23 protein-coding genes are annotated in these 24,558 nt (G+C 62.6%); 8 read left to right on the forward strand and 15 right to left on the reverse strand.

Going from position 1 to position 24,558, the window contains the following annotated elements:
* The first annotated feature begins 203 nt into the window (after positions 1–203).
* The 3 genes from J5286_RS13920 to pncA all read left to right on the forward strand — a co-directional run bounded on the left by J5286_RS13920 (position 204) and on the right by pncA (position 4,941).
* Positions 204–1,844, forward strand: a complete 1,641-nt coding sequence (locus J5286_RS13920) for a Na+/H+ antiporter (RefSeq protein ID WP_209190839.1) — start codon at positions 204–206, stop codon at positions 1,842–1,844.
* A gap of 1,065 nt (positions 1,845–2,909) precedes the next feature.
* Positions 2,910–4,211, forward strand: a complete 1,302-nt coding sequence (locus tag J5286_RS13925; protein ID WP_449090024.1) for a sugar MFS transporter — start codon at positions 2,910–2,912, stop codon at positions 4,209–4,211.
* Between the two features lie 103 nt (positions 4,212–4,314).
* Positions 4,315–4,941 (forward strand): bifunctional nicotinamidase/pyrazinamidase, encoded by a 627-nt coding sequence (gene pncA, locus J5286_RS13930; RefSeq protein WP_209190848.1) that lies wholly within the window; start codon positions 4,315–4,317, stop codon positions 4,939–4,941.
* Here the strand turns inward: pncA and J5286_RS13935 are convergent.
* Entirely contained in the window at positions 4,938–5,186 is a 249-nt protein-coding gene (locus tag J5286_RS13935) for a DUF2164 domain-containing protein (protein WP_209190849.1), read from the reverse strand. The genes pncA and J5286_RS13935 overlap by 4 nt on opposite strands.
* Positions 5,187–5,319: 133 nt before the next feature.
* Between J5286_RS13935 and J5286_RS13940 the strand changes: the two genes are divergently transcribed.
* A complete protein-coding gene (locus J5286_RS13940; protein WP_209190850.1) occupies positions 5,320–6,036 on the forward strand; it encodes an AzlC family ABC transporter permease in 717 nt (238 codons plus the stop codon).
* 1 nt (position 6,037) lies between these two features.
* Positions 6,038–6,346: a branched-chain amino acid transport AzlD family protein gene (locus J5286_RS13945; RefSeq protein WP_209190851.1), complete on the forward strand. Its 309-nt coding sequence runs from the start codon at positions 6,038–6,040 to the stop codon at positions 6,344–6,346.
* 47 nt (positions 6,347–6,393) lie between these two features.
* Here the strand turns inward: J5286_RS13945 and J5286_RS13950 are convergent, their stop codons facing one another.
* Complete coding sequence (locus tag J5286_RS13950; protein ID WP_209190852.1) at positions 6,394–8,229, reverse strand: aminopeptidase P family protein; 1,836 nt, start codon at positions 8,227–8,229, stop codon at positions 6,394–6,396.
* A 285-nt stretch (positions 8,230–8,514) separates the two neighbouring features.
* Here J5286_RS13950 and J5286_RS13955 point away from each other — a divergent pair, with 285 nt between their 5' ends.
* A complete protein-coding gene (locus tag J5286_RS13955; RefSeq protein ID WP_018897591.1) occupies positions 8,515–8,664 on the forward strand; it encodes a hypothetical protein in 150 nt (49 codons plus the stop codon).
* 238 nt (positions 8,665–8,902) lie between these two features.
* Here the strand turns inward: J5286_RS13955 and J5286_RS13960 are convergent, their stop codons facing one another.
* Genes J5286_RS13960 through J5286_RS13970 form a run of 3 tightly spaced genes read right to left on the reverse strand, consistent with a single transcriptional unit; the run spans position 8,903 to position 11,528 of the window.
* Complete coding sequence (locus J5286_RS13960) at positions 8,903–9,781, reverse strand: 50S ribosomal protein L11 methyltransferase (RefSeq protein ID WP_113010339.1); 879 nt, start codon at positions 9,779–9,781, stop codon at positions 8,903–8,905.
* Positions 9,782–9,796: 15 nt separating this feature from the next.
* Complete coding sequence (locus J5286_RS13965) at positions 9,797–10,921, reverse strand: FAD-dependent oxidoreductase (protein WP_209190853.1); 1,125 nt, start codon at positions 10,919–10,921, stop codon at positions 9,797–9,799.
* A 4-nt stretch (positions 10,922–10,925) separates the two neighbouring features.
* Positions 10,926–11,528: an SCO family protein gene (locus J5286_RS13970; RefSeq protein ID WP_018897588.1), complete on the reverse strand. Its 603-nt coding sequence runs from the start codon at positions 11,526–11,528 to the stop codon at positions 10,926–10,928.
* Between the two features lie 465 nt (positions 11,529–11,993).
* Between J5286_RS13970 and J5286_RS13975 the strand changes: the two genes are divergently transcribed.
* On the forward strand, positions 11,994–12,464 hold the full coding sequence (locus tag J5286_RS13975; RefSeq protein WP_037110830.1) for a chemotaxis protein CheW: 471 nt from the start codon (positions 11,994–11,996) through the stop codon (positions 12,462–12,464).
* A gap of 85 nt (positions 12,465–12,549) precedes the next feature.
* Here the strand turns inward: J5286_RS13975 and J5286_RS13980 are convergent, their stop codons facing one another.
* From J5286_RS13980 to J5286_RS14000, 5 genes are all read right to left on the reverse strand, one after another.
* Positions 12,550–13,419 carry an aldose 1-epimerase family protein gene (locus tag J5286_RS13980; protein ID WP_245206020.1) on the reverse strand — a complete coding sequence of 290 codons (870 nt, stop codon included), beginning with the start codon at positions 13,417–13,419 and terminating at the stop codon, positions 12,550–12,552.
* A gap of 116 nt (positions 13,420–13,535) precedes the next feature.
* Entirely contained in the window at positions 13,536–14,030 is a 495-nt protein-coding gene (locus tag J5286_RS13985) for a CreA family protein (protein ID WP_209190855.1), read from the reverse strand.
* A gap of 160 nt (positions 14,031–14,190) precedes the next feature.
* Entirely contained in the window at positions 14,191–14,781 is a 591-nt protein-coding gene (locus J5286_RS13990; RefSeq protein ID WP_047505782.1) for a 3'-5' exonuclease, read from the reverse strand.
* 90 nt (positions 14,782–14,871) lie between these two features.
* Positions 14,872–15,252 (reverse strand): helix-turn-helix domain-containing protein, encoded by a 381-nt coding sequence (locus tag J5286_RS13995; RefSeq protein ID WP_209190856.1) that lies wholly within the window; start codon positions 15,250–15,252, stop codon positions 14,872–14,874.
* The gene (locus tag J5286_RS14000) at positions 15,249–15,548 is read right to left on the reverse strand and encodes a type II toxin-antitoxin system HigB family toxin (protein ID WP_209190993.1); all 300 of its coding nucleotides are present in this window, start codon (positions 15,546–15,548) and stop codon (positions 15,249–15,251) included. Before J5286_RS14000 ends, J5286_RS13995 begins: the two co-directional genes overlap by 4 nt.
* Positions 15,549–15,838: 290 nt before the next feature.
* On the opposite strand from J5286_RS14000, the gene J5286_RS14005 reads away from it, so the two are divergent.
* A complete protein-coding gene (locus J5286_RS14005; protein ID WP_209190857.1) occupies positions 15,839–16,372 on the forward strand; it encodes a GNAT family N-acetyltransferase in 534 nt (177 codons plus the stop codon).
* A gap of 42 nt (positions 16,373–16,414) precedes the next feature.
* Here J5286_RS14005 and ligA read toward each other — a convergent pair whose 3' ends face one another.
* The 5 genes from ligA to ftsZ form a co-directional block, all read right to left on the reverse strand.
* Positions 16,415–18,577, reverse strand: a complete 2,163-nt coding sequence (ligA, locus tag J5286_RS14010; protein ID WP_209190858.1) for an NAD-dependent DNA ligase LigA — start codon at positions 18,575–18,577, stop codon at positions 16,415–16,417.
* Positions 18,578–18,744: 167 nt separating this feature from the next.
* Positions 18,745–20,418: a DNA repair protein RecN gene (recN, locus tag J5286_RS14015; protein ID WP_209190859.1), complete on the reverse strand. Its 1,674-nt coding sequence runs from the start codon at positions 20,416–20,418 to the stop codon at positions 18,745–18,747.
* A gap of 5 nt (positions 20,419–20,423) precedes the next feature.
* Positions 20,424–21,290, reverse strand: coding sequence for an outer membrane protein assembly factor BamD (locus tag J5286_RS14020; protein ID WP_026282828.1), 867 nt, complete (start codon positions 21,288–21,290; stop codon positions 20,424–20,426).
* A gap of 273 nt (positions 21,291–21,563) precedes the next feature.
* Complete coding sequence (gene lpxC / locus J5286_RS14025) at positions 21,564–22,520, reverse strand: UDP-3-O-acyl-N-acetylglucosamine deacetylase (protein WP_209190860.1); 957 nt, start codon at positions 22,518–22,520, stop codon at positions 21,564–21,566.
* 288 nt (positions 22,521–22,808) lie between these two features.
* Positions 22,809–24,530: a cell division protein FtsZ gene (ftsZ, locus tag J5286_RS14030; RefSeq protein ID WP_111562103.1), complete on the reverse strand. Its 1,722-nt coding sequence runs from the start codon at positions 24,528–24,530 to the stop codon at positions 22,809–22,811.
* Positions 24,531–24,558 lie beyond the last annotated feature (28 nt).

Raw genomic sequence — 24,558 nt, forward strand, 5'->3', positions numbered from 1 at the left:
GGGAGCCGAAACAGCCTGTTCTTGCGATACCGCCCGCCGTGTATGGGCAAGCGGATCCAGCCTCTTCAAGCACTTGACCCGCAGTGCACGCGCCTATGGCGCAATGTCGCAGGTCGGGTGAACCAATAGCCCCGCCGTTGCAACGACAGCCAAAAACCCGCAAAACCGAACTTCGACGGTAAGAACGAAGGACATGGCATTTCATGGAAAGCATCAGCGTTTCGTTGATCCTGCTCTTTGCAGTGGTCGTTAGCGGAACACTCACCAGGCTCTCCCCGATCCCGATCCCGCCGCCTCTCGTGCAGATCGCGCTCGGCGCCGTCATCGCCTCGGTGGCCGATCTTGGTGTGAACCTCGATCCCGACCTCTTCTTCCTGCTCTTCCTGCCGCCGCTGCTCTTTCTCGATGGCTGGCGCATTCCAAAGGAAGGCCTGTTGCGCGACAAGACCGTCATCCTCGAGCTGGCGCTCGGCCTCGTCATCTTCACCGTTCTCGGCGTCGGCCTGCTGATCCACCTGCTCATCCCCTCCATGCCGCTCGCGGTCGCCTTCGCGCTGGCAGCCATCCTCTCGCCGACGGATCCGATCGCCGTTTCGGCGATTGCCGCCCGCGTGCCGATCCCCAACCGTCTGATGCACATCCTCGAGGGTGAATCGCTGCTCAACGATGCATCCGGCCTGGTTTGCATGCGGTTTGCGGTCGCTGCCGCACTCACCGGCACCTTTTCGCTGACGGATGCCGTCGGCACCTTCTTCTGGGTGGCGATCGGCGGCATTGCCATCGGCGTCGGCGTCACTTGGGCCGTCATGCAGCTGCAGCGCTTTATCACGCGCAAGCTTGGCGAGGAGACCGGCTCGCAGATCCTCATCAGCCTGCTCTTGCCGTTTGCCGCCTATCTGATCGCCGAACACCTGGAATGCTCCGGCATTCTGGCGGCGGTCGCGGCTGGCATCACCATGAGCTACGGCGAGCAGAGCGGCCGCGCATCCGCCGTCACCCGCGTGCGCCGCACCGCCGTATGGGATACGGTCCAGTTCGCCATGAACGGCGTCATCTTCGTGCTGCTCGGCGAGCAGCTCCCGCAGATCGCCTCCAGCGCCATCCACATCGTTCGCGAAACCGGGCATTATGACCCGCTGTGGCTCATCGTCTACATCGTCGCGATCAACGTCGCGCTCGCCGCGCTGCGCTTCTCCTGGGTCTGGGTGTCGCTGCGCTTCACGCTCTACCGCGCCGCCCGTAGCGGCTACGATTTTACCCGCCCGAGCTGGCGCCTCGTGGCCGCCACCTCGCTTGCCGGCGCGCGCGGCGCCATCACGCTCGCCGGTGTTCTGACATTGCCGCTGACCATGGGCGACGGCTCCCCCTTCCCCGGCCGCGACCTGTCGATCTTCCTCGCCGCCGGCGTCATCATTGTCTCCCTCGTCGCCGCCAGCATCGGCCTGCCCTTCCTCTTGAAGAACCTGCATGTGCCGGCAGAACCCTCCCACCAGCGCGAGGAGGACGAAGCGCGCATCCGCGGCGCCGAGGCCGCCATCAAGGCGATCGAGCAGCTGCAGCACGACATGGGCGAAGGCCGCGCCGATGCCGACCTCTACGCCGACGCCGGCGCCCGCCTCATGGACGTCTACCGCCAACGCATCGCCGGTCGCTCCAAGACCGGCGACGACGCCATGCTCGCCCGCCGCAGCGAAGAAATCGAACGCAAGCTGCGTCTCGCCGGCGTCAAGGCCGAACGCGCCGAGTTTTTCCGCCTCGCCAAGAACCGCAAGCTCTCGGAAGAGCTGATGAAGAAGCTCGTGCGTGAGGCTGATCTTGCCGAGGCGCGTTTTTCGGGGACGTGAGGGCGGGCCGGGTCGTGTAAGGTTTTGGTCTGACGTTGAGAGGTTTTACCGTGTAACGCCCTCTCTGGCCTGCCGGCCATCTCCCCCACAAGGGGGAGAAGACTCGCGTCTATAACTCGCCCAGACAGCAAATGTGGAGCGAGCGGCCGCCCCCAGCGTTCTCCCCCCTTGTGGGGGAGATGCCGGCAGGCAGAGAGGGTCTTTCGTGCACAACTCCAGCCGCCCCATACCACCACCCCACCTCACGGGCACAACCACCCACCCCACAAAACAAATCCCTCAACCCACTCAACACCCTACCCGCGTCACCCCACTTTTCTCATCCCCACCCCAACGCCGCCTCGCCATACTCCCCTCGTCACCGCACTGGGAGCCGGGTCGCGAACCGGATGCTCAGCCGCTCGAAATCTGGCGTGTGGTGATGGTTGCCAAGGGGATCGGACGCCGTCAGGGCCGATGATCCACCGGCAAGGCCGATCCGAGAGACGCTCCTGTCGGGTCGGGCGAACCGGAAACCGAGGTGATCGGGCAGGCGGACAGCCTGACACTTATACTACCGACAACAAACCGCCTGCCCTTCCCGTTTTATGACGCCGACCGTCGCGAGGTTTTGCTTCGCGCGCGGTTTTGGCGTGCGTGGTGGGTGTGATGATGGGTGGCGTTCTGCCGTGCAACGCCCTCTCTGACCTGCCGGCCATCTCCCCCACAAGGGGGGAGAAGACTCGTGGTCAGCGCTCGCCCATACAGCAAATGTGGAGCGAGCGGCCGCCCCCAGCGTTCTCCCCCCTTGTGGGGGAGACGCCGGCAGGCAGAGAGGGTGTTTCGCCCCGCAAACACCGTCACAAACACCCTCTCCCCGCTCATCATCTCGCAAATGCGAAACATTTTACTGCAAAGCACAACAAAACACTTTGAATACTATCGAAATCCTGGAATTGCGCGTATATGACGCACCGTGGCTTGCTGCACGCTTCCTCCCAGAGCGCCCCGCCGAGCCACCGCCGGCCCGTTTTGACAACGGCTTTCAAAGGAAAATACCCGGCGTCCACAACAGGAGGTACCAAAGTGGCCAGTATAACAACAAGCAATGCTGCGAAGACGTCCGCGTCGTCGTCTCCGGCAGCCAACTATCAGTTTGCGCTCATTGCCCTGACATCGCTGTTCTTCATGTGGGGCTTCATCACCTGCCTGAACGACATTCTCGTCCCGCATCTGAAGAACGTCTTCCAGCTGAACTACACGCAGTCGATGCTCATTCAGCTATGCTTCTTCGGCGCCTATTTCATCGCCTCGCTGCCATCGGGCGCGATCGTCAAGCGTATCGGCTATAAGTGGGGCATCGTGCTCGGCCTGATCATCGCTGCCATCGGATGCGCGCTCTTCGTTCCGGCAGCAAGCTACCGCGTCTACGGCCTGTTCCTCGGCGCGCTCTTCGTGCTGGCATGCGGCGTCACGCTGCTGCAGGTCGCGGCCAACCCATACGTCACCGTTCTCGGCCCGCCGGATACCGCCGCAAGCCGCCTGACCATGACCCAGGCCTTCAACGCGCTCGGCACCACGGTCGCGCCGATCTTCGGCGCCTTCCTGATCCTGTCGGCAGCCACCGCGGCCGTTTCCGGCGCCACGCCCGAACAGCTCGACGCGATCAGGGTGGCCGAAGCCGGCGCCGTGAAGTTCCCCTACATGCTGCTTGCAGCCGCCTTCCTGGTGCTCGCCGCCGTCTTCGCGGCCCTCAAGCTGCCGCAGGTCGAAGGCGATGAGGAGATCGAACCGATCGTCGGCGGTGGTTCTGCCTGGCAGTTCCGCCACCTCGTCCTCGGCGCGATCGGCATCTTCGTCTATGTCGGCGCTGAAGTCAGCATCGGCAGCTTCCTCGTAAACTTCATGAGCCAGCCCGACATCGCCGGCTTCTCGGAAGCCGACGCCGCCCACTACGTCTCCTATTTCTGGGGTGGCGCCATGGTCGGTCGCTTCATCGGCGCGGTCGCCATGCGCTATGTCGACGATGGCAAGGCGCTGGCCTTCAACGCGGCCGCCGTCATCATCCTGCTGCTCGTCACCGTGTTCACGACCGGTCACACCGCCATGTGGGCGATCCTCGCGGTTGGCCTGTTCAACTCGATCATGTTCCCGACGATCTTCTCGCTCGGCCTCTATGGCCTAGGCAAGTTCACCAGCCAGGGCTCCGGCATCCTGTGCCTGGCGATCGTCGGCGGCGCGCTCCTTCCTGTCCTCCAGGGCGTTCTTGCCGACACGATCGGCATCCACCTCGCCTTCCTGATGCCGATCGTGTGCTACGCATACATCGTCTTCTACGGCCTGAAGGGTCACCGCCCGGTATCGCACCAGATCGCGCGTCACGCCTGACCGATAAAATCGCGCCCCGCCTTGCTGGCGGGGCGTTTCCACTCTTGCGCCATCACACACGTCTTGGCATGTTGCCGTGCAACAATAGGTGGAGAAACTGCCAATGAAGGCCTTGCTGCTGATCGACATCCAGAACGGGTTCTGCCCCGGCGGAAACCTCGCCGTTCCCGATGGCGACAAGGTGGTCCCGATCGCCAACCGGCTGATCGCAAGCGACCGATACGACCTGATCGTCGCCTCGCAGGACTGGCACCCGGAAGGGCACGGCAGCTTCGCCTCCTCTCATGAAGGCAAACAACCCTTCGAACTCCACGAGCTGTCAGGCAAGCCGCAGATGATGTGGCCGGACCATTGCGTCCAGGGCACGAAAGACGCCGAACTGCATCCCGAGCTCAGGGTGCCCGAGATCGATGTGATCTTCCAGAAGGGCGAGAAGCACCACGTCGACAGCTACTCCGCTTTCCGCGACAACGACCAGGACGCCATCACCGGCCTCGCCGACTATCTCAAGGAACAAGGCGTCACCGAGCTCGACCTCTGCGGCCTCGCAACCGATTACTGCGTCAAGTTCTCGGCCCTCGATGCGCTCGAAATGCTACCCGGCGTCAAGGTTCGCTTCATCGAGGACGCCAGCCGCGGCATCACGCCGGAAGGTGTGGCGGCCGCGATCAGGGAGATGCGCGAAAGCGGCATCGACATCGTCACCAGCGAGCAGCTGATCGAAAACTAATCGCCGGCATCGCGCTGCAACTGATAGACATCATCCGAGAAGTCGTCGATGCGCCGCGCCAGCGCCGCCTGTGCATCGTCGATGCCCTGGCGATAATAGGCGGCCCCCACCTCCTTGGCGAAGAAATCAAGCACCAGCTCGGCCTTCAACTGGCCGATCGGCTGGTCGAGCTCGCGGTCGAAGTGGTGCTGGATGCGCGCGATCAGCGCCGCCTTCTCGTCCTTGGAAAATTCGATCGGCTTCATCGTCCCCTCATTGGCTTCACGGCTACTGCATTGGCACCGTTCAGCGAAATCGATCGGTCAATCAAGGAAATTCGCTTGCGGCCATAGCCCTCGCCCCTTAGAGGGGTTCCAAATTCCAGGAGGATGATCGCCGATGTCACGCGCGAATTTTATCGACGGCCTGCGCGGCGGTTTCCCGATTGCGTTGGCTTCCGCCCCGTTTGGCGCGCTGTTCGGCGCTCTGGCCGCAGATCACGGCATGTCGCTGTTCGAACTCACCTTCATGAGCGCCACCGTCTATGCCGGCGCCAGCCAGATGGTCGGTCTCGAGCTTTTCGGCCATGACGTCCAGGCATGGCTGATCGTCGCCTCCATCCTCGCCGTCAATTTCCGCCATGTGCTCTATTCGGCGGCGATCGCGCCCTACATCAAGCATTTCACCAGGGTGCAGAAGTTCTTCACCTTCTTCCTGCTTGTCGACCCGCAGTTCGCCGAGACGGTGAAGCGCGGCGAAGCCGGAAAGCCGGTGACCTTTGCCTGGTATCTCGGCTTCGGCCTGATCATCTATGTTCCATGGACGCTGGTCAGCCTGCTCGGCGGCACGCTCGGCCGCTATATCGGCGATCCGAAGTCGATCGGGCTGGATATCCTGCTGCCGGCCTATTTCCTCGGCATCGTTCTCGATTTCCGCCACCGCGACAACTTCATCCCCGTGGCCGCCGTCAGCGCCGTCGCCTCGGTCGTCGCCTATCACTATGTCGGCTCGCCCTGGCATGTGAGCCTCGGCGCTGCCGCCGGCATCCTGCTTGCCGCCCTGTTCCCGCCGCCGCCAACGGCGCAGGAACTCGAATCCGATCTGCACGAGGTGTGACGTGACCTTCGATCCCCACATGTTGCTGATCATTCTGGCGGCCGCTGTCGCAACCTATGCGACGCGCATCGGCGGCTATATCCTGATCACCACGATGAAGCGCATTCCGCCGCGCATGGAAGCGGCCCTTGCCGCCGTGCCGGCAGCGGTGCTCACCACGCTCGTCGCCCCCGCCTTCTTCACCGGCGGCTGGGAAACCAAGCTGGCGTTGATCGTCGCCCTTCTGGTCGGCCTGCGTGTCTCGCACACCTGGATGCTGGTCGCCGCCTGGGCGGTCGTCATGGCCTGGCGCCACACGATCGGCGGCTGACGCGGCGACCGATCAAACGGTCGCCGCCACCACAGTTTCAATAGTTCTCAATATTCCAGCGGCAGCGTCGCGTTTTCCAGCCACGCCTTGACCTCGTGGTCATGGATCAGCGGCATCAGCGCCTCACGCGTCTTCATGTGATAGTCGTTGAACCAGTGCAGCTCGTCATGGGTCAGAAGCTCGGGAATGACGAGGCTGCGGTCGATCGGGCAGAAGGTCAGCGTCTCGAAGCTCAGCACCGGCATGTCGCCGCCCTCGACGGGCTCTGCATCGCGCACATAGATCAGGTTCTCGATGCGGATCCCGAAGGCGCCCGGCCGGTAGTAGCCCGGCTCGTTGGAAAGGATCATTCCCGGCAGAAGCTCCTGCGTCGACATCCTGGAGATCCGCTGCGGCCCCTCGTGAACCGAGAGATACGAGCCGACGCCGTGACCGGTGCCATGGCCGAAATCGGCCCCTGCCCGCCACAGCGCGATGCGCGCCAGCGGATCGAGATCGCAGCCGCGCGTGCCCCTAGGGAACCGCGCCGTGCTGATCTGGATCATCCCCTTCAGCACCAGCGTGAAGAACCGCTTCTGCTCTTCGGAGACCGTGCCGACGCCCACCGTGCGGGTGATGTCGGTGGTGCCGTTGATGTACTGCGCGCCGGAATCGATCAGGAACAGCTCGCCCGCCTCAAGCTTGCGGTTGCTCTCGGTCGTCACCCGGTAGTGCATGATCGCCGCGTGCGGTCCGGCACCGGAGATCGTGTCGAAGGAGATGTCCTTCAGCGGGTTCTGCATGCTCTGCCCGACCTTGGCGCGCGCCGCCTCGAGCTTCTCGGCGACCTCGATCTCGGTCACCGTGCCGGGCTTGGTCTGCGCCAGCCAGCACAGGAACTCGACCATCGCCGCGCCATCCTGCAGATGCGCCGCCGCCGAGCCGTTGATCTCGACGCTGTTCTTGACAGCACGCGGCAGCTTTGCCGGATCATTGCCCTCGACCACGACACCATCAGCCGCGCGAATGATGCTGGCAAGCCCGTAGGAGGTCAGATCGGGATCAACGAGCACCCGGCCGCCAGCCTTTGAGACAGCCGAAAGCTTGTCCTCGAGCGCCGATGGCGGCAGCTGCACGCACATCTGCGCCAGATAGGCCTCCTGCTCGATCCCCGTCTTGCGCTTGTCGAGAAACAGATCGGCCTTGCCGTCCGCGTAAATGATGGCGCGCGCCAGCGGATGCGGCGTGTGCGGCACGTCGGCGCCGCGAATGTTGAAGATCCAGGCAACCGACGACGGGTCGGCGATCAGAACGGCCTTGATATCCTTGGCCTTAAGATCGGCCGCGATCTTGGCGATCTTCTCATCGGCGAGAACACCCGCCTGCGCCACGTTCTGGATCGCTACAGCCCCCAGCGGCTCCTGCGGCCGGTCGGCCCAGAGCCGGTCGAGCGGATTGTGCGGCAGGATGACCAGCGAACCGCCGATCGCGTCCAGCGCCTTTTCCAGCCGCTTGACCTCGGCGCCCGAATGCAGCCACGGGTCGATCCCGAGCCGCAGGCCCTTGGCGCCGTGATTGCCGAGCCACAGATGCGGCGGCTCGTTGACGAGATCGCCGCCGGTAAACACCGATCCGTCCACCTGCTCGGCAAGCTGCGTCACATAGCGGCCGTCGACGAACACGATCGCCTCAGCGCGCGTTACCAGTGCCATGCCGGCCGAACCGGTGAAGCCCGTCAGCCACGCCAGCCGCTCCGAACACGCCGGCACATATTCGCCGTTGAACTCGTCCGCCCTGGGGACAAGAAAGGCGTCGATTGCAAGTTCGTCGAAACTTGCACGCAGCGCAGAGGTGCGATCGCGGCCGAATTGTGGCGTGGAGGTGACTTCGAAAGACTGGTACATGCTCAAAAACCTGATGTTTGGTCCGACATTCAACACGAATCCGGCAGGCGGAATGCCGCTATGTTATCGGAATTTCACGCGAACGGGAGAAAAACCGCGTCTCGCCGACAACCGAAAGCCGCGTAATATTTGGGCGGAAATGAGGCGCAATTCACCGGCTTGGCACGCTTTATGCATTGGCTGCATGGCTCCCATGAGACAAACCCTCTGCCTCGATTTTTTCAATCGGTTATAAGGCGCTCATCGAATGGTTCAAAGTGAACCGGAAACAAAAGGAATTTTGAAATGACTGCCTCTCTGTCGCGCTCCGCTTACAGCAGCCCGGTACAGGCTGGCGAGCGCCAGACTGTCCGTCATATCATCGGCGCTCGTCGCCCGCTGAACGAAGGCCCCCGCACCATTCTCGCTGGCGCCGCAAGAAGCTACGCATTCTGAGCAACGCGCCGCTCCGCTCTCCTCCTCCCTCACCGGAACGGCGATCAGAATAAGTAGACGTCTGCTTGAGCACTCCTCCTCATCAAGCTCGCAGACATGATCGGGAAACCGGTCGCAAGGCGGTGCCATTGGCGCCGCCTTTTCTTTTTGTCGCGATTTGACGCGACAAGAAATGCAAAAGCCCCGAGGCCAATCAGGCGCTCGGGGCTTTTTGATTGCAAATTAGATCCTGGTGGCCTCAGGGCCGGTCGAGATGGATGGTCACCCAGCCATTGCGCCAGATCGTGCGCACATGCCTCAGATGCGCGCCATTATAGGCCGCCAGCACCTTCCAGCGCTGCGACGCCAGAATGCCCGACAGGATCACTGATCCGCCCGGCGCCAGATGCGTGACGAGCTGCGGCGCCATCTTGATCAGCGGCCGCGCCAGGATATTGGCGATGATGAGATCGAACGGACCGTGGTTCGAAAACGCCGTCGAATGGAACCCTGGCGCCGTCTCAGTGACGATACCCGACGCGATGCCGTTGCGGCGCACGTTCTCGGCCGCGACACGGGTGGCGATCGGATCGATGTCGGTGGCGAGAACCGGAATGTTCTTCAGCTTGCGCACCGCGATCGCCAGAACACCACTGCCGGTGCCGAGATCGAGCGCGTTGCGGACGCGGCGCGAGCGGACCACACGGTCGATGACCTCAAGGCAGCCAGCCGTCGTGCCGTGGTGGCCGGTGCCGAAGGCCTGGCCGGCATCGATCTCGATGGCGATATCGCCGGAGCGCACCTTGTCGCGATCGTGCGAACCATGCACCAGGAAGCGCCCTGCCCGCACAGGCTTCAGCCCCTCGAGCGATTTCGCCACCCAGTCGACATCGGGAATGACCTCGCGCTCGACGGTCATCTCGGGGAACGCTTCGGAAAGCGCCGCCTCGACGCGGACGCGGACGTCATCCTCGTCGACCTGCATCATGTAGACGGAGGCTTCCCAGATGTCCTTCTTCTCGTCGATTTCGGTGGTGGCGATGGCGAAGTCTTCTTCGCCGAACACCTCGGACAAAAGGTCGAGCACTTCCCCGGCCAGCACTTCTGTCGTCGTCACATAGAGGCGGATTTCACTCAAGGTCGGTCTTTCCCGTTACAACGCGCCGTCGATCCACGGCGGCGGCGGCGTGTCGTATCCCGCAACGCCGGTCAGCAATCTTCGTTGGAATGCAGGTAGTCTAAAAAGCACCGGCACCGCAAGGTTCCGGATCGAAATTGCCAGTCGATTGCGCATCGCAATCAGCCTTGTCAGCTGCCGCGTCTGCTTCAGCACCGTCTTGACCGCCGGCAGCCGCAGCCGGCTGTACTCGGCCTCCCGCCCCTCTGAGATCAGATAGGCGAGCCAGCAGGCATCCTCGATCCCGAGGTTCATGCCGCGCGCACCGGCCGGCGAATGAATATGGGCGGCATCGCCGGCCAGAAACACATTGCCCTTTGCCATCTCCTCGACATAGCGGAAGTGAATGCGAAACTCCGAGGCCCAGAGACGCTCCGCCACCGGCCCGGGATGGACGATCTTCTGTTCGAAATCCGGCAGCGTCGAAATGAACCGCAGCACATCACGCTCGACCGGGATCCGGCCGATCATGCCGGGATCGACCAGCTGCATCTCGATGAAATGCGGATCGATCTCCTTCTTGTAGCGAAAGTCGGCGAGATAGAAGCTGCTCTCCAGCGCCTCGCCCGGAAAGCCGATGCCGACAGCCTTGCGCACCACCGAATGCGCGCCATCCGCCCCGATGACGATATCGAACGTCGCCGTCTCGACCGTCCCGTCAGGCTTGCGCAGCGTGACGACAGGCTTGAGATCGCCGGATACCTTCTCGATCGCGGTCTGCCATTCGGGATCGACTTCGTAATCATCGAGCTTGCTTAAGAGCAGCCGTTCGGTATGGCCCTGCGCCAGCGCGTAAATGGCGCTGAAGCGCCCCGGCAGCTTCGTCGTGTCGACCGTCGCCAGGCGTTTCCCCTCGGACGTCGCGCGAAACTGCGCGATCTGCTGCGCCTCCTGCAGGATGGCATCCGTCACCCGTGACGGACCAAGCAGCGTCAGTGTCCGGGCATTGACGCCGAGCGCCCGGCTTTCGGCGAGCGGAACGGGACCGACGTCATTGTCGACGACACGCGGCCGAAAGCCGCGTCGGGCGAGTTCGAGGGCAACAGTGAGACCGGTCGTGCCGGCGCCTGCAATCAGAATGCTGCGATGCCCCGGCGCCATGATCTCATCCCTTGTTGGCGAGGTTCTCCAGCTTTTTTACCGCCGTATCGGGATTTTCGCCATAGGCGATCGTTCCAGCGAAACGCCCTTGGGAATCGAGCAGGAACACCGAGGCCGTATGGTCCATCGTGTAGTCGCCATTGGGATTGTTTTCGTCGACCGGCACCTTCTTGGCGTAGACGCGATAACCCTTGATCACGTCCGCCACCTTGTCGGGCGCGCCCGAAATGCCGACGATCCGCTTGGAGACGTTCGACACATACTGGTTCATCACATCGGGCGTATCGCGCTCCGGATCGACGCTGACGAAATAGGCATGCAACTTGTCGCCATTGGGATCGACCTGCTTCAGCCAGCCATCCAGTTCGAACAGCGTCGTCGGGCAGACCTCGGGGCAATGGGTGAAGCCGAAGAACACCGCCGACGGCTTGCCGCGAAACGCCTGCTCGGTGATCGGCTTGCCGTCCTGCGCCACAAGCGTGAACGGCACGCCGAACGGACCATCGGAGGCCACCTCCTTGGTCTGCGTCACATTCAAGGTCAGCCATCCCAGGATGCCGGCCATCAGGAACACGGCAACCCACACGGCGATACGCACTGTTTTCATCGATAATTTCCTCGCCCGGGAAAGCAATCCCGCCCCTTGCCTGATATCGCGTCGCCGGCAGCCACGCAATTCAACAAGACGTTTTTCGGGCCGTGATGAATTGCCTCACCCGTGCGACATCCGCAATCTGCAAAACCTGGCCCGATATTGCCGCGAACCCGCGACATGTTAAATCAATCGTAACCTCTCCACGCGAACAATCGAAACAACTGAACGAGATCGATACAGCGACGACTCGAAGCCTGACGAACAGGCTGAAGACGCGGCGGGATCGACAAGACGAACGTTCAATATCGGCGAGGGCATGAATGCCCGTCACACGCCGCGGGAAGCATCAGCAGCCTCGCATCCGAAATCATCTCCCGCCCGAGCCCTCATCGGCAAGGTCGCGGGCGCATTCAGCGGCGGCAGCGCCGCACGAGCCATGGCCGCTCCGGCCGGAGACAACTGGGAAGAATTTTGATCATGAATAGCACTGTCATCAACCAGACCGGTTCTCATCTGGAGATCGTGTCCTTCCATCTCGGCGAGCAGGAATTCTGCATCGACATCATGGCGATCCGCGAAATCCGCGGCTGGGCGCCGGTCACCCCGATGCCGCACACGCCGCCCTACGTTCTCGGCCTGATCAACCTGCGCGGTGCCGTCATCCCCGTCATCGACATGGCCTGCCGCCTCGGCATGAAGATGACCGAGCCTTCCGAGCGCTCGGCGATCATCGTCACCGACATTGCCGGCAAGCTGGTCGGTCTGCTGGTCGAACAGGTCTCCGACATGATGACCATCAAGAGCGAAGACCTGCAGCCGGCGCCGGAAATCATTCCGGAAGAACAGCGCGCCTTCTGCCGCGGCATCGTGGCGCTGGAAAAGACCATGGTCTGCTTCCTCAACCTCGACACCGTCATCGCCGACGAACTGGCCCGCGAAGCCGCGTAAGCCATACCGAACGCTTCAATGCAAAACAGCCCGCGACGGCATCCGTCGCGGGCTGTTTTCATTTCAATCGGCAGCCAGCCTGAGCCTAACCGGAGATCTCGACGGAGAAGGCAAAGCGCGCGGTCTTGCCCGCTTCGAGCGTCTGGCTGTAGGGCCGCTCGGCAAGCGCCCTGGAGCCGCCATTCTCGGCCGCCATGCCATGCCAGGGCTCGATGCAAATGAAGGGTGCGCCGGGCTTCTGCCAGAGCGCCAGATTGGGAAGGTTCTCGAAGCTGAAATGCAGCGTCGGCCCACCCTCGGCGCTATAGCGCAGCCCCTCGCCGGCCCCCTCAGGAAAGACCATCGCGTCCTCATCGAACATCCTGTGATCGAGCACCAGCCGTCCGTCCTTGAACGGAGACGGATGCTTGGCGAAGGACAACAGCCCGCCGGACAGGCGGATGAGCGCGGGCTCGGCCGCATTGTCGAGCGTGATCACATGATCGCTTCCTTGGGCGCCCGGCAGCGGCCAGACGAAGGCGGAATGGAAGCCGAGCCCGAACGGCATCGGCCGCTGGTCGCGATTGCTCACCTCCGCGGCCACCGTCAGCGTGCGGCCCTCAAGGCTGTGCTCCACCGCAAGCACGAAATCGAACGGATAGACCGCCTTGGTCGCCTCCGACGCCGCAAGTTCGTAGCGGCACATCGTATCGCTGGACGCGGTGAGCGCGAACTCGGCGCGGCGGGCAAAACCATGCTGGTTCATCGGATAGCTCTTGCCCTCGATCTCGACCGCATCGTCAGGCGCCTTGCCCACGATCGGAAACAGGATCGGCGACCGCCCGCTCCAGAAGGCCGCATCGCCGTTCCACAGCAGCGAACGGCCATCGCTGGTATCCAGCGCCTGCATCTCGGCACCCAGCGACGATAAGTCGACGCTCAGAAACTCGTTTGCTATCCTGTAGCTACCAGCCATCATCAGTCCTCTCGCATTAAATCTCCGGCGCGGACCTTATCCGCGCCGCATGACGATTGCCATATCGCACGAGACGACAAGAGTGGGCTTCACCGAAAGTTGCGCGCGCCCCCGCCCTATTGCGGCTTGCCGTTCTTCCAGGTCACCGTCTGCCCGTAGAGCGACACGGTGGAGATCGCCATCTTCGCCGAACCATTGGTGAGCTCGCGCGAATGCGCCAGATAGATCAGCGTGTCGTTCTGCTTGTCGTAGATGCGGGTGACGACGAGCTTCTTCCAGACCAGCGAGATGCCAGATTTGAACACCTCGTCCCCGCCCTTCGAAAGGTCGATATCGCCGATCTCGATCGGCCCGGTCTGATGGCAGGAAATGGCGCTGTTGGAAGGATCCTCGAACCAGTTGCCGTTCTTGACGCGATCGATCACGCTGCGGTCGAAATAGCTGACATGGCAGGTGACGCCCTTCACCTCGGGGTCGGCCACCGCATCGACGAGAATATCATTGCCGATCCAGTCGACCCCCACCTTGCCGACGACATCGGCGTACGCGACACCTGCGGACACCCCAGCCAGGATGGCTGCGGAAAGGACGAGATTGCGAAGTCTGGACATGGCGGAATTCCCTCAGCGGCGCTTCAATGTTGCGCAAGCTAAGATAGGCGGCGCCTGCCCCATGGCAAGCAACCCGATGCCCATGAACTGACCCCTGAATTGCCCCCCAGGAAGCGAGCCACGCCGCGCCGGCCTCACAGCCCGCAACAAGCCCGCGCCGCTATCCCTTCCGGCAGGTACAGGGCTCATAACCGCGCGACGTCAGCCGCCCCGGCTTCATGCCGATGAATTCGGGGATCGCATGCACCGCGGCAGCCCCCACATGCCGTGCCATGGCAATCGCCGCCTGCGCGCAGACGGCGGCATCCTCGGCGGCATTGTGGTGCACGAAGCGCAGACCGAGATGCTCGGCCAGAATATTCAGCCGATGCGACAGGAAATGCGGCCAGATCCGCTGCGACATCTTCAGGCTGCAGAGATAGGTGAGCTCGGGATAGGCCTGCCGGTAGCCATCCAAGCAGGCGCGCCAGACGCTGAAATCGAAGGAAGCATTATGCGCGATCATCGTCGCCCCCCTGAAGTCATCGATGAACTCGTCCATCACTTCAGGGAACTCCGGCGCATCCTCGACATGTTCAGGCCGAATACCATGGATGGCGATGTTCATCCCCGAAAACCGCATCTCCCGCGGCCGGATCAACCGCTCCTCCACCCTGGTCACCACGCCATCCTCGATCCAGGCAAGCCCGACCGAACAGGCACTGCCGCGCTGCTCGTTGGCGGTTTCGAAATCGATGGCGATGGTTTTCAAGGGGTGGGTCCGATTCTCTGGTATCTCCCAGACATACCGGCAGCCGGCCGGCGAGGCAAATGACGACAGCGATCGCCCACAGCGCCCCGATTAGGCGACCGCAAGAGCATACGGCCGAGCAAGGTTCTCCGACGGCACGCCCCAAGCCTGGTTGAGCTTGAAGATCATCTCGACGGTCAGCGCCCGCTTGCGATTGAGGATTTCCGACGCCCGTGAGCGAGAGCCGAGAACATCCGCGAGATCAGCCTGATCCCGTCCCGTCATCTCCATGAACGCCTGGAGAAAATCGATCGGCGGAAGATCCAGCACCGGAAAATTCCGGCTTTCATAGGCCTCGATGAGATCAGCCAGAATATCGAAACGATCCGCTTCCGGTGTTCCAGCAGGGGGCGGATTGTCGAAATAAGGTCCGATCTCGGCCGTTGCCCAGGCAAGGTCCGCCTCGTTTCTGATGGGTCGGATAGCGCTCATCGTATCGTCTCCGGATCGATCCTGTCGTACTCGGCGTGCGTGCCAACGAATTTCACCAGCACCCGCTTGTGGCTATAGGCAACATGGACAATCAGCCGATACTTGTTGCCACCGATATCGAAGATCACCCTGTTATCGCCGACGAAGTCGACATTGGCTCCGAACATCCTCTTGACATCGGCGGGCCCCGACCACTGCGCCTTGACGACGGTCGCGTGCCACACGCCCAGGGGTATTCTCGCCTGCGGGTGGCGCTCCCAAAATGTACGAAGCGTGGATTTGGTGATCACCTGCACATGAAGACGATATTCCCAATACGGGAACAGGTCAACATTCCAAACCCACCAGCCTCTTCGCGAGACCCAACGAGGCAAATACCCGGATGAGTTGACAAATATGGCCACATATCGCAACCTCGCGCCATGATCGCCAACGCAACCATGATGACCCTTCATATCACCACGGCCCACCAAGGGTGCGCGGGTGCTGTGCTGTGTTGAATGCATAGCGATCATCCCGAGAACCCTGCCGAGGCGAGCAGGGTTTTGGGAACCGGCTCTCCTCGTATCGACAAAGGAGAGCCAGAATGCCGAGAGACCCTGAAAATCCGCAGCCTAATAAAGCATCACCGGCTGGAGACATCCGCGTGCGCGCCCTGCTTTCATCAGACGCCGAGGCCATCGCCGAGTTGACGAACCTTCCCGGTTTTCGCGCCGGCACGCTGCGTCTGCCCTATCCATCGGTGACCGAGGTCCGCAAGTATGCGGAGAACCCCTCGCCCGGCGCGCTGAACCTCGTCGTGACGCTCGACGACAAGATCGTCGCCAATGGGGGACTTAACCGTTTTTCCGGACGCCGCCAGCACGTCGCGAGCATCGGCATGGGCGTGCACGATGACTTTGTTGGTCGCGGTTTTGGCAGAAGACTGCTGGCGGCGATGGTCGAAGCGGCGGATGACTGGCTCGACATCAAGCGCCTTGAGCTCACCGTCTACACCGACAACGAACCCGCCATCGCGCTCTACCGAAAATTCGGCTTCGAGCAGGAAGGGCTGCTGAAATCCTTCGGATACCGCGCCGGCGAATACGTCGACGCCTATGCCATGGGGCGGTTGCGATGAGAGTACGGTGGTCGGCAATCAACCGATCACCGACCTGAAACCTCACCCGCCGATCAAAGCCAGCCACTCATCCTCGTCCATCGTCTGGACGCCGAGTTCCTTCGCCTTGTCGAGCTTCGATCCGGCGCCGGGGCCGGCGACCAGGATGTCGGTCTTCTTCGAGACCGAGCCGGCGACCTTGGCGCCGAGGCTTTCGGCGCGCGCCTTGGCCTCGTCGCGGGTGAATTTCTCAAGGCTACCGGTGAAGACGACGGTCTTGCCGGCGACGGGGCTGTCGGAAGCGGCGATCTGCTCGGCGGCCTCCGGCGTCACCTCGTCCAGCAGGCGGCCGACGACATCGAGATTGCGCGGCTCCTTGTAGAACTCGACGATGGCGCGGGCGACGATCTCGCCGATACCCTCGACATTGTTCAGGTCCTGCCAGGCGTCACCGGCCAGTGACGACGCCTCTTTCATCGCGGTCTCGAAGGCCTCGTAGGTGCCGTAGTGGCGGGCGAGCAGCTTGGCGGTGGTCTCGCCGACATGGCGGATGCCGAGCGCGTAGATGAAGCGGTTGAGCGCGATCGAGCGGCGCTCGTCGATGGCGTCGAACAGCTTCTTGACGCTCACCTTGCCGAAGCCGTCGATATTCTCGAGCTTGGTCAGCGTCGATGCTTCCTGCCGCTTCTTCAGCGTGAAGATATCGGGCGCAGTGCGGATCTTCAGCGCCTCGTCCTCGCTCTCGAAGAAGAAATCGACCTGCTTGGTGCCAAAGCCCTCGATGTCGAAGGCGTTGCGCGAGACGAAATGCTTCAGGTGCTCGGTCGCCTGCGCGCGGCAGACGAAGCCGCCGGTGCAGCGTGTGACGGAATCGAGCTTGCCGGTCTTCTCGTTGCGCTCGCGTACAGCATGCGATCCGCACACCGGACACGTTTTCGGAAACACATAGGCCTCCGCCCCCGCCGGCCGCTTCTCCATCACCACGTCGAGCACCTGCGGAATGACATCACCCGCCCGCTGCACGATGACGGTGTCGCCGATGCGGATATCGTGATCATCCTCGCGGATGCGCTCGCCGGAATTGCCGATGCCCTTGATGTAATCCTCGTTGTGCAGCGTCGCATTGGTGACGACGACGCCGCCGACGGTGACAGGCGTCAGTCGCGCGACCGGCGTCAGCGCGCCGGTGCGACCGACCTGGATGTCGATGTTTTCGACGGTCGTGAACGCCTGCTCGGCCGGGAACTTGTGGGCGGTCGCCCAGCGCGGGCTGCGCGAGCGGAAGCCGAGGCGCTGCTGCAGGTCGAGCCGGTCGACCTTGTAGACGACGCCGTCGATATCGTAGTCGAGATCCGGCCGCTGAAGGCCGATCTCGCGGTAATGGCCGAGAATATCCTCGACCGAGGACAGCCGCTTCATCAGCGGATTGATGGGAAAACCCCATTTGCCGAAGGTCTCGACCATGCCCATCTGCGTATCCGAGGGCATTTCGGAGATCTCGCCCCAGGCATAGGCGAAAAAGCGCAGCTTGCGGCTCTCCGTCACCTTGGCATCGAGCTGGCGCAGCGATCCCGCCGCCGTGTTGCGCGGGTTGACGTATGTCTGCTTGCCCTCGGCCTCCATCTGCGCGTTGAGCGCAAGGAAGTCGCTCTTGGCCATATAGACCTCGCCGCGCACCTCGACGATATCGGGCGCATCCGCAGGCAACGTGTTCGGGATCTGCTTGATGGTCTTCACGTTCGCCGTGACGTTCTCGCCCGTCGTGCCGTCGCCGCGGGTTGCGGCACTCACCAGCTTGCGGTTCTCGTAGCGGATCGACATCGAAAGGCCGTCGATCTTCGGCTCGGCGGTAAACGCGATGGAGCCGTCGGGGAGCTGCCCGAGGAAGCGGTAGACCGAGCCGATGAAATCCTGCACGTCCTCGTCGGAAAACGTGTTGTCGAGCGATAGCATCGGCCGCGAATGAGTGATCGGCGCGAAAGTCGGCAGCGGGGCCGCGCCGACACGGCGCGAGGGACTGTCATCGCGGATGAGTTCGGGAAAGCGCTGCTCGATCGCATCGTTGCGCCGCTTCAGCGCATCGTACTCGGCATCCGAAATCGCCGGCTGGTCCTTGCCATGATAGAGCTCGTCATTGCTGGCGATCTCGGCTGCCAGAAAGGCAAGCTCTGCGGCGGCCTGTTCTTCGCTCAGGGTTTCGACGGGCGTTTGATTGGCGGCGGACATGACGGAGCTCCTGTGAGGAGTCGTTTTCTAGAGCAATTTTCACCCGGGAAAAAGCGCCGCTTTATGGTTGTCAGCAACTGGTTACAGATCGGTCCGATGATTGACTGGACCGATCGCCATTGCCGCTGCCATCTTGTTGATCGCTACGTCGGCGTGGTGGTCGACGACTACTCGCCCGCCGTCAACAACCGCTTGGCGGCCGCCCTCGCCTCTTCGGTCACCGAAGCGCCGGCCAGCATGCGGGCGATCTCTTCGGTGCGGTCGTGCGGCTCCATCGTCGCCACGCGGGTGGCGATCTTTTCGGAGCCCTCGGAAGCCGGTCCCTTGGAGATCAAGAGATGCGTCGCGGCCCGTGCCGCCACCTGCGGCGCGTGGGTGACTGACAGCACCTGCACCTTGGCCGACAACCGCTTCAGCCGCTGACCGATCGCATCGGCGACAGCACCACCGACGCCCGTGTCGATTTCGTCGAAAACAAGCGTCGGCGCCGAGCCGCGATCGGCAAGCGCCACCTTGAGCGCCAGCAGAAAGCGCGAGAGCTCGCCGCCGGATGCGACCTTCATGATCGAGCCGGGACGTGTGCCCGGGTTGGTCTGGACGTGGAATTCGACGACGTCGATGCCCTCGGCCGCGGCGTCCTCGGGATTGGAAGCGATCTCCACCATGAAGCGGGCGCGCTCGAGCTTCAGCGCCGGAAGTTCCGCCATGACGGCTCCGGCAAGCGCCTCGCCGGCCTGGTGACGCTTGGCCGAGACCACCTGCGCGGCAGCCTCATAGGCGACTTTCGCGACGCCGACCTCGGCCTCGAGCTTGGCAAGCTTTTCCTCGCCGGCATCAAGATCAGCCAGATCGTTGCTCATGCGGATCGCCAGCGCCGGCAGTTCGGTGACCGGCACCGAATATTTGCGCGAGGCGCCGCGCAGCGCGAAAAGCCGCTCCTCGACGCGCTCGAGTTCCTTGGGATCGTATTCCGTCTTGCGCAGTGCGGCTTCGACTTCCATCTGCGCGTTGGACAGCTGGTCGAGTGCTGCATCAAGCAGCGCCACGGTGTCCTCAAGCAGGCCCGGCGCCTCATGGCTCTTGCGCTCCAGCCGGCGCACCAGCGAGGCGATATGGGGCACGGGCGAGGCATTGCCGTTGAGGAATTCGGAGGCCTCGGCGATATCGCCGGCGATCCGCTCGGCCTTCATCATCTTCTGGCGGCGTTCGGCGAGCTCGTCCTCTTCGCCGTCCTGCGGTGCCAGCTTGTCGAGCTCTTCGACGGAAGAGCGGATGTAGTCCGCCTCGCGGGCAGCCGCCTCGACCTTCTCGCGGTGTTTCTTCAGCGTCCGCTCCGTATCGCGCCAGACGCGGTAGAGCTGCGAGACGCCGGCCACCTCGTCGGCGATGCCGGCGAAGGCGTCGAGCAGGATGCGGTGGGCGTGGGTATCGACCAGCGCGCGGTCATCGTGCTGTCCGTGGATCTCGACCAGCATCTGGCCGGCCTGGCGCATCAGCTGCACGCTGAGCGGCTGGTCGTTGACATAGGCCTTGGTGCGGCCATCGGCGCTCTGCACGCGGCGGAAGATCAGGTCGCCGTCATCGTCGATGCCGTTGTCGCGCAACAGCACGCGAGCCCGGTGGTCGGGGCCGACGTCGAAGACGGCCGTCACCTGCCCCTTGTCCTCGCCGTGGCGGACCAGACCGCCATCGCCGCGCCCGCCAAGGGCGAGCGACAGGCTGTCGAGCAGGATGGATTTGCCGGCGCCGGTCTCCCCCGTCAGAACGGAGAGACCCGCCTCGAAGGCAAGATCCAGCCGCTCGATCAGGACGATATCGCGGATCGAAAGCTGGATCAGCATCGGCTTTAAGTACCGAGGAGTTTCTTGCCGGCCTGCGAAATCCACGAGCCCTGATTCTCACGCGGCTCTGCGCCGTTGCTCTTCAGCAGCTTGTAGGAATCCGCGTACCACTGGCTGTCGGGGTAGTTGTGGCCGAGAACGGCGGCTGCCGTCTGAGCTTCCTCGACGATACCCATCGCGTAATAGGCCTCGACCAGACGCGCGAGCGCCTCTTCAACCTGGTTCGTGTTCGGATACTTCTCGACGACGATACGGAAGCGCGAGATGGCGGCAAGGTATTCCTTGCGCTCCATGTAGTAGCGGCCGATCTGCATTTCCTTGCCGGCGAGCTGGTCGCGGGCAAAGCGGATCTTCGCCTGCGCGTCGTCGACATATTCGGAATCTGGATAGTTGTCGATCACGGCCTGCATCGCCTCGACGGTTCTGGACGCAGCGCGCTGGTCCTGCGTCACGTCGACGATCTGCTTGGAATAGGTGAGACCGATCAGGTACTGCACATAGGCGGCATCCTTGGACTTCGGATACTGCGCCATGTAGCGGTTGCCCGAGGCCAGCGCTTCGTCGAGGCGGCCCTGGCGGTACTTCACGAAGGTGCTCATCACCAGACCCTTGCGGGCCCATTCCGAGAACGGATTTTCGCGGTCGATCGAATCGAACTTGCGCGCGGCTTCCGCCATGTTGCCGGCCTTCATGTTGGCCAGACCCTGATTGTAGAGAACATCAGGCGGATCGCTCTGCAGGCCGAGCTTGGTAATATCGATATCGGGGTCCGATTGGCATCCGGAAATCAAGGCACCTGCGCTCAGCACCAGGAGCGATGCGAACAAAGCACGCGCTGTCTTCATCATACTTTCAGACCCTGCATAACCCATCGGAACATCCCAAGAGCCGCCATCCCTCAACGGCAGCCACGCCTCGCTGGCGTTTCTAGCCACAAATGCATGGCCAGAGCAACGCATTGATGATGCATTAACGCATTTTTGTGGCGGCCCCGCCGATAATCGTCTGTTTTGTCCGGATAATTCTCGATTATGCCCAGCTAAATATCTGCCGCGAAAGGTCTATCGGGAATCACACCTGGCTGTTGCACATAAAGAAACCGCCTCCCGAAGGAGGCGGCCCTGGCCTAAAGAATGCGACGGAGGTCAAGCCGACCAGGGAGCAAATTCAGGAGCGTTGACGCGGATGAAATCGCGCGGGGCAACACGCTGGCGTGGTGCCGAGGTCTCGACCACTTCATAGGCGGTCGGATCGCTGAGCAGCGCCTTCAGCGCGTTGGCGTTCATCTTGTGGCCGCCGCGATAGGAGCGGTAGCAGCCGATGAAGGGAGCGCCGGCAAGCGACAGGTCGCCGACGGCATCAAGCGTCTTGTGACGCACGAATTCGTCCTTGGCGTAGCGCAGGCCTTCGACGTTGATGACGGTGTGATCGTCGGAGATGACGACCGAGTTTTCCAGCGACGAACCGAGCGCGTGGCCCGAGGCCCAGAGACGTTCGACGTCACGCATGAAGCCGAAGGTGCGGGCGCGCGACAGTTCCGACTTGAAGGTGGCGGCGGTCATGTCGCCTTCCCACTTCTGGCGGCCGATCAGCGGCGTGTCGAAATCGATCTCGACTTCGAAGCGCATGCCGTCATAGGGGCGAAACTCGCTCCAGGAGCCACCATGCTCGATACGAACCGGCTTGGTGATGCGGATGTAGCGACGCTTGACGCCGAGCGATACCAGACCCACCTGTTCGATGGCGTCGATGAACGGCATCGAGCTACCGTCCATGATCGGCATTTCGGCGCCGTCGACTTCGATGACGACGTTGTCGAGGCCAAGCGCGTAGACGGCGGCCATCACATGTTCGACCGTCGCGACGGAGCGCGCCGGAGAAAAGCCGAGAACAGTGCACAGATCGGTATTGCCGACCTGCGAGGAAACAGCGCGAAGCTCGGTGACTTCGCCGTTGTCATGCATGCGATTGAATACGACACCAGTGTCGGCTTCAGTGGGGTTGAAGGTGATCGAAACGTCGGCACCCGAATGAACGCCGATCCCCGAAAGAGTGACCGGACGCGATACCGTCGTTTGAAAACCCAACATGCCAATAACCATTAATCTTGCCTTTATTATCCCTGGCGATCCGCTACGACCCGTATGCCGAAACTCATCCGCCAAGGCTTATTCTCTCCATCGCAGTGCTGCGTCAAGGCGCACGTAGACGGTTTGTCAGCCCATACATACGTGTGCCCGCGCTGCAATCCAAATCACTGTTTCTTTCGCATTGTTACGAAAGCATGCATTTGAAATCACAAGGCAATCAGGCGCAAATCGGAGTGCCTGATACAACAATGCCCGGGAGCGAACTCCCGGGCTGTTGCGTGGCGATTCTGCGTGTCTTTATCAGTTCGACTGGCGGCGAAGGAAGGCCGGAATTTCGAGCTGATCGTCTTCCTGCATCATGCGGGCCTGCGGTACGGCACGGCCCTGATCATCCAGGTTTCCGCGACGCGGAGCATAGAGGCTCGCTTCCGGAGACAGCGGGCGGCGCTGCTGCGAGGACGCTGCCGGAGCCGACGTCATCTCAGGCGCGACTTCCTCTTCGCGGCGACCAAGCGAGTTGGTGATGCGCTTCAGGAGGCCCATCGGACCGCGCTCTTCATGCGCATGCGACACAGGTGCCGGCTGCGAACGATGATCGATCTCGGCCTGAACGACCGGCGGGAAGTCCTCGACCTTCGGCATGCGGACCGGCTGCTGCTGCATGACAGGAGCAGGCTGCTGCATGACCGGCGCCGGCTGATGCATCACAGGCTGCGGAGCCGGCTGCTGCATCACGGGTGCCTGCTGCTGGACCGGAGCCGGACGGATGACCGGTGCGGCTTCCGGAGCTGCGAAGATCTTGCTCGCCGGGCGGAAGGTTTCCTGCGGAGCAGGCTGCTGGTGAACCGGGGCAGCCGCACGCGGAGCGTGGATGTCGAGTTCGCGTTCCATTTCGGCTTCGGCCATGCGGATGGTCTGGGCGATCTGGTCGGCCTTCGGTGCCTGCTGCATGACAGGGGCAGGCTGGACTGCGGCCGGAGCCGGAGCAACGGCCGCCGAAGGACGGATAATCGGCTTCTGAACCGGCTGGAAGGTCTTGCCGGCGTCCTGGTTCATCGCGCGGTCGATGCCGGTGGCAACGACGGAAACGCGGATGATGCCTTCAAGCGATTCGTCGAAGGTCGCGCCGAGGATGATGTTCGCATCCGGATCGACTTCTTCGCGGATACGGGTAGCAGCTTCGTCGACTTCGAAGAGGGTGAGGTCGCGACCACCGGTGATGGAGATCAGCAGGCCCTGTGCGCCCTTCATCGAGGTTTCGTCGAGCAGCGGGTTTGCGATCGCGGCTTCCGCAGCCTGCATCGCGCGGCCCTGGCCGGAAGCCTCGCCGGTACCCATCATCGCGCGACCCATTTCGCGCATGACCGAACGGACGTCGGCGAAGTCGAGGTTGATGAGACCTTCCTTCACCATCAGGTCGGTGATGCAGGCAACGCCCGAGTAGAGAACCTGGTCGGCCATCGCGAATGCGTCGGCGAAGGTGGTCTTGTCGTTTGCGATACGGAACAGGTTCTGGTTCGGAATGACGATCAGCGTGTCGACCGACTTCTGCAGTTCCTGGATGCCCGCTTCGGCCAGACGCATGCGGCGGCCGCCTTCGAAGTGGAACGGCTTGGTCACGACGCCAACCGTCAGGATGCCCTTGTTGCGGGCAGCCTGGGCAACGACGGGAGCCGCACCGGTGCCGGTGCCGCCGCCCATGCCGGCGGTGACGAAGCACATGTGGGTGCCGTTCAGGTGATCGACGATTTCGTCGATGCATTCTTCAGCAGCTGCACGGCCGACTTCCGGCTGCGAACCCGCGCCGAGACCTTCGGTGACGCTGGCGCCGAGCTGGATGATGCGCTCTGCCTTGGTCATCGTCAGTGCCTGGGCATCCGTGTTGGCAACGACGAAGTCGACGCCCTGGAGACCAGCGGAGATCATGTTGTTGACAGCGTTGCCACCGCCACCGCCGACGCCGAACACGGTGATGCGCGGCTTCAGCTCAGTGATATCTGGCGTATGCAGCTTGATAGTCATGGTACCCGTTCCTTCTCTTTATGGCCGC

It is taken from the genome of Rhizobium sp. 16-488-2b (genome assembly GCF_017741815.1).
GTDB lineage: Bacteria > Pseudomonadota > Alphaproteobacteria > Rhizobiales > Rhizobiaceae > Rhizobium.

Excerpts from the sequence above, each read along its gene's own strand:
- J5286_RS13920 (WP_209190839.1), top strand. The coding sequence starts at position 204 with ATGGAAAGCATCAGCGTTTCGTTGATCCTGCTCTTTGCAGTGGTCGTT.
- pncA (WP_209190848.1), top strand. The coding sequence starts at position 4,315 with ATGAAGGCCTTGCTGCTGATCGACATCCAGAACGGGTTCTGCCCCGGC.
- J5286_RS13935 (WP_209190849.1), bottom strand. The coding sequence starts at position 5,186 with ATGAAGCCGATCGAATTTTCCAAGGACGAGAAGGCGGCGCTGATCGCG.
- J5286_RS13940 (WP_209190850.1), top strand. The coding sequence starts at position 5,320 with ATGTCACGCGCGAATTTTATCGACGGCCTGCGCGGCGGTTTCCCGATT.
- J5286_RS13950 (WP_209190852.1), bottom strand. The coding sequence starts at position 8,229 with ATGTACCAGTCTTTCGAAGTCACCTCCACGCCACAATTCGGCCGCGAT.
- J5286_RS13955 (WP_018897591.1), top strand. The coding sequence starts at position 8,515 with ATGACTGCCTCTCTGTCGCGCTCCGCTTACAGCAGCCCGGTACAGGCT.
- J5286_RS13965 (WP_209190853.1), bottom strand. The coding sequence starts at position 10,921 with ATGGCGCCGGGGCATCGCAGCATTCTGATTGCAGGCGCCGGCACGACC.
- J5286_RS13970 (WP_018897588.1), bottom strand. The coding sequence starts at position 11,528 with ATGAAAACAGTGCGTATCGCCGTGTGGGTTGCCGTGTTCCTGATGGCC.
- J5286_RS13975 (WP_037110830.1), top strand. The coding sequence starts at position 11,994 with ATGAATAGCACTGTCATCAACCAGACCGGTTCTCATCTGGAGATCGTG.
- J5286_RS13980 (WP_245206020.1), bottom strand. The coding sequence starts at position 13,419 with ATGGCTGGTAGCTACAGGATAGCAAACGAGTTTCTGAGCGTCGACTTA.
- J5286_RS13985 (WP_209190855.1), bottom strand. The coding sequence starts at position 14,030 with ATGTCCAGACTTCGCAATCTCGTCCTTTCCGCAGCCATCCTGGCTGGG.
- J5286_RS13995 (WP_209190856.1), bottom strand. The coding sequence starts at position 15,252 with ATGAGCGCTATCCGACCCATCAGAAACGAGGCGGACCTTGCCTGGGCA.
- J5286_RS14005 (WP_209190857.1), top strand. The coding sequence starts at position 15,839 with ATGCCGAGAGACCCTGAAAATCCGCAGCCTAATAAAGCATCACCGGCT.
- ligA (WP_209190858.1), bottom strand. The coding sequence starts at position 18,577 with ATGTCCGCCGCCAATCAAACGCCCGTCGAAACCCTGAGCGAAGAACAG.
- recN (WP_209190859.1), bottom strand. The coding sequence starts at position 20,418 with ATGCTGATCCAGCTTTCGATCCGCGATATCGTCCTGATCGAGCGGCTG.
- J5286_RS14020 (WP_026282828.1), bottom strand. The coding sequence starts at position 21,290 with ATGGGTTATGCAGGGTCTGAAAGTATGATGAAGACAGCGCGTGCTTTG.
- lpxC (WP_209190860.1), bottom strand. The coding sequence starts at position 22,520 with ATGGTTATTGGCATGTTGGGTTTTCAAACGACGGTATCGCGTCCGGTC.
- ftsZ (WP_111562103.1), bottom strand. The coding sequence starts at position 24,530 with ATGACTATCAAGCTGCATACGCCAGATATCACTGAGCTGAAGCCGCGC.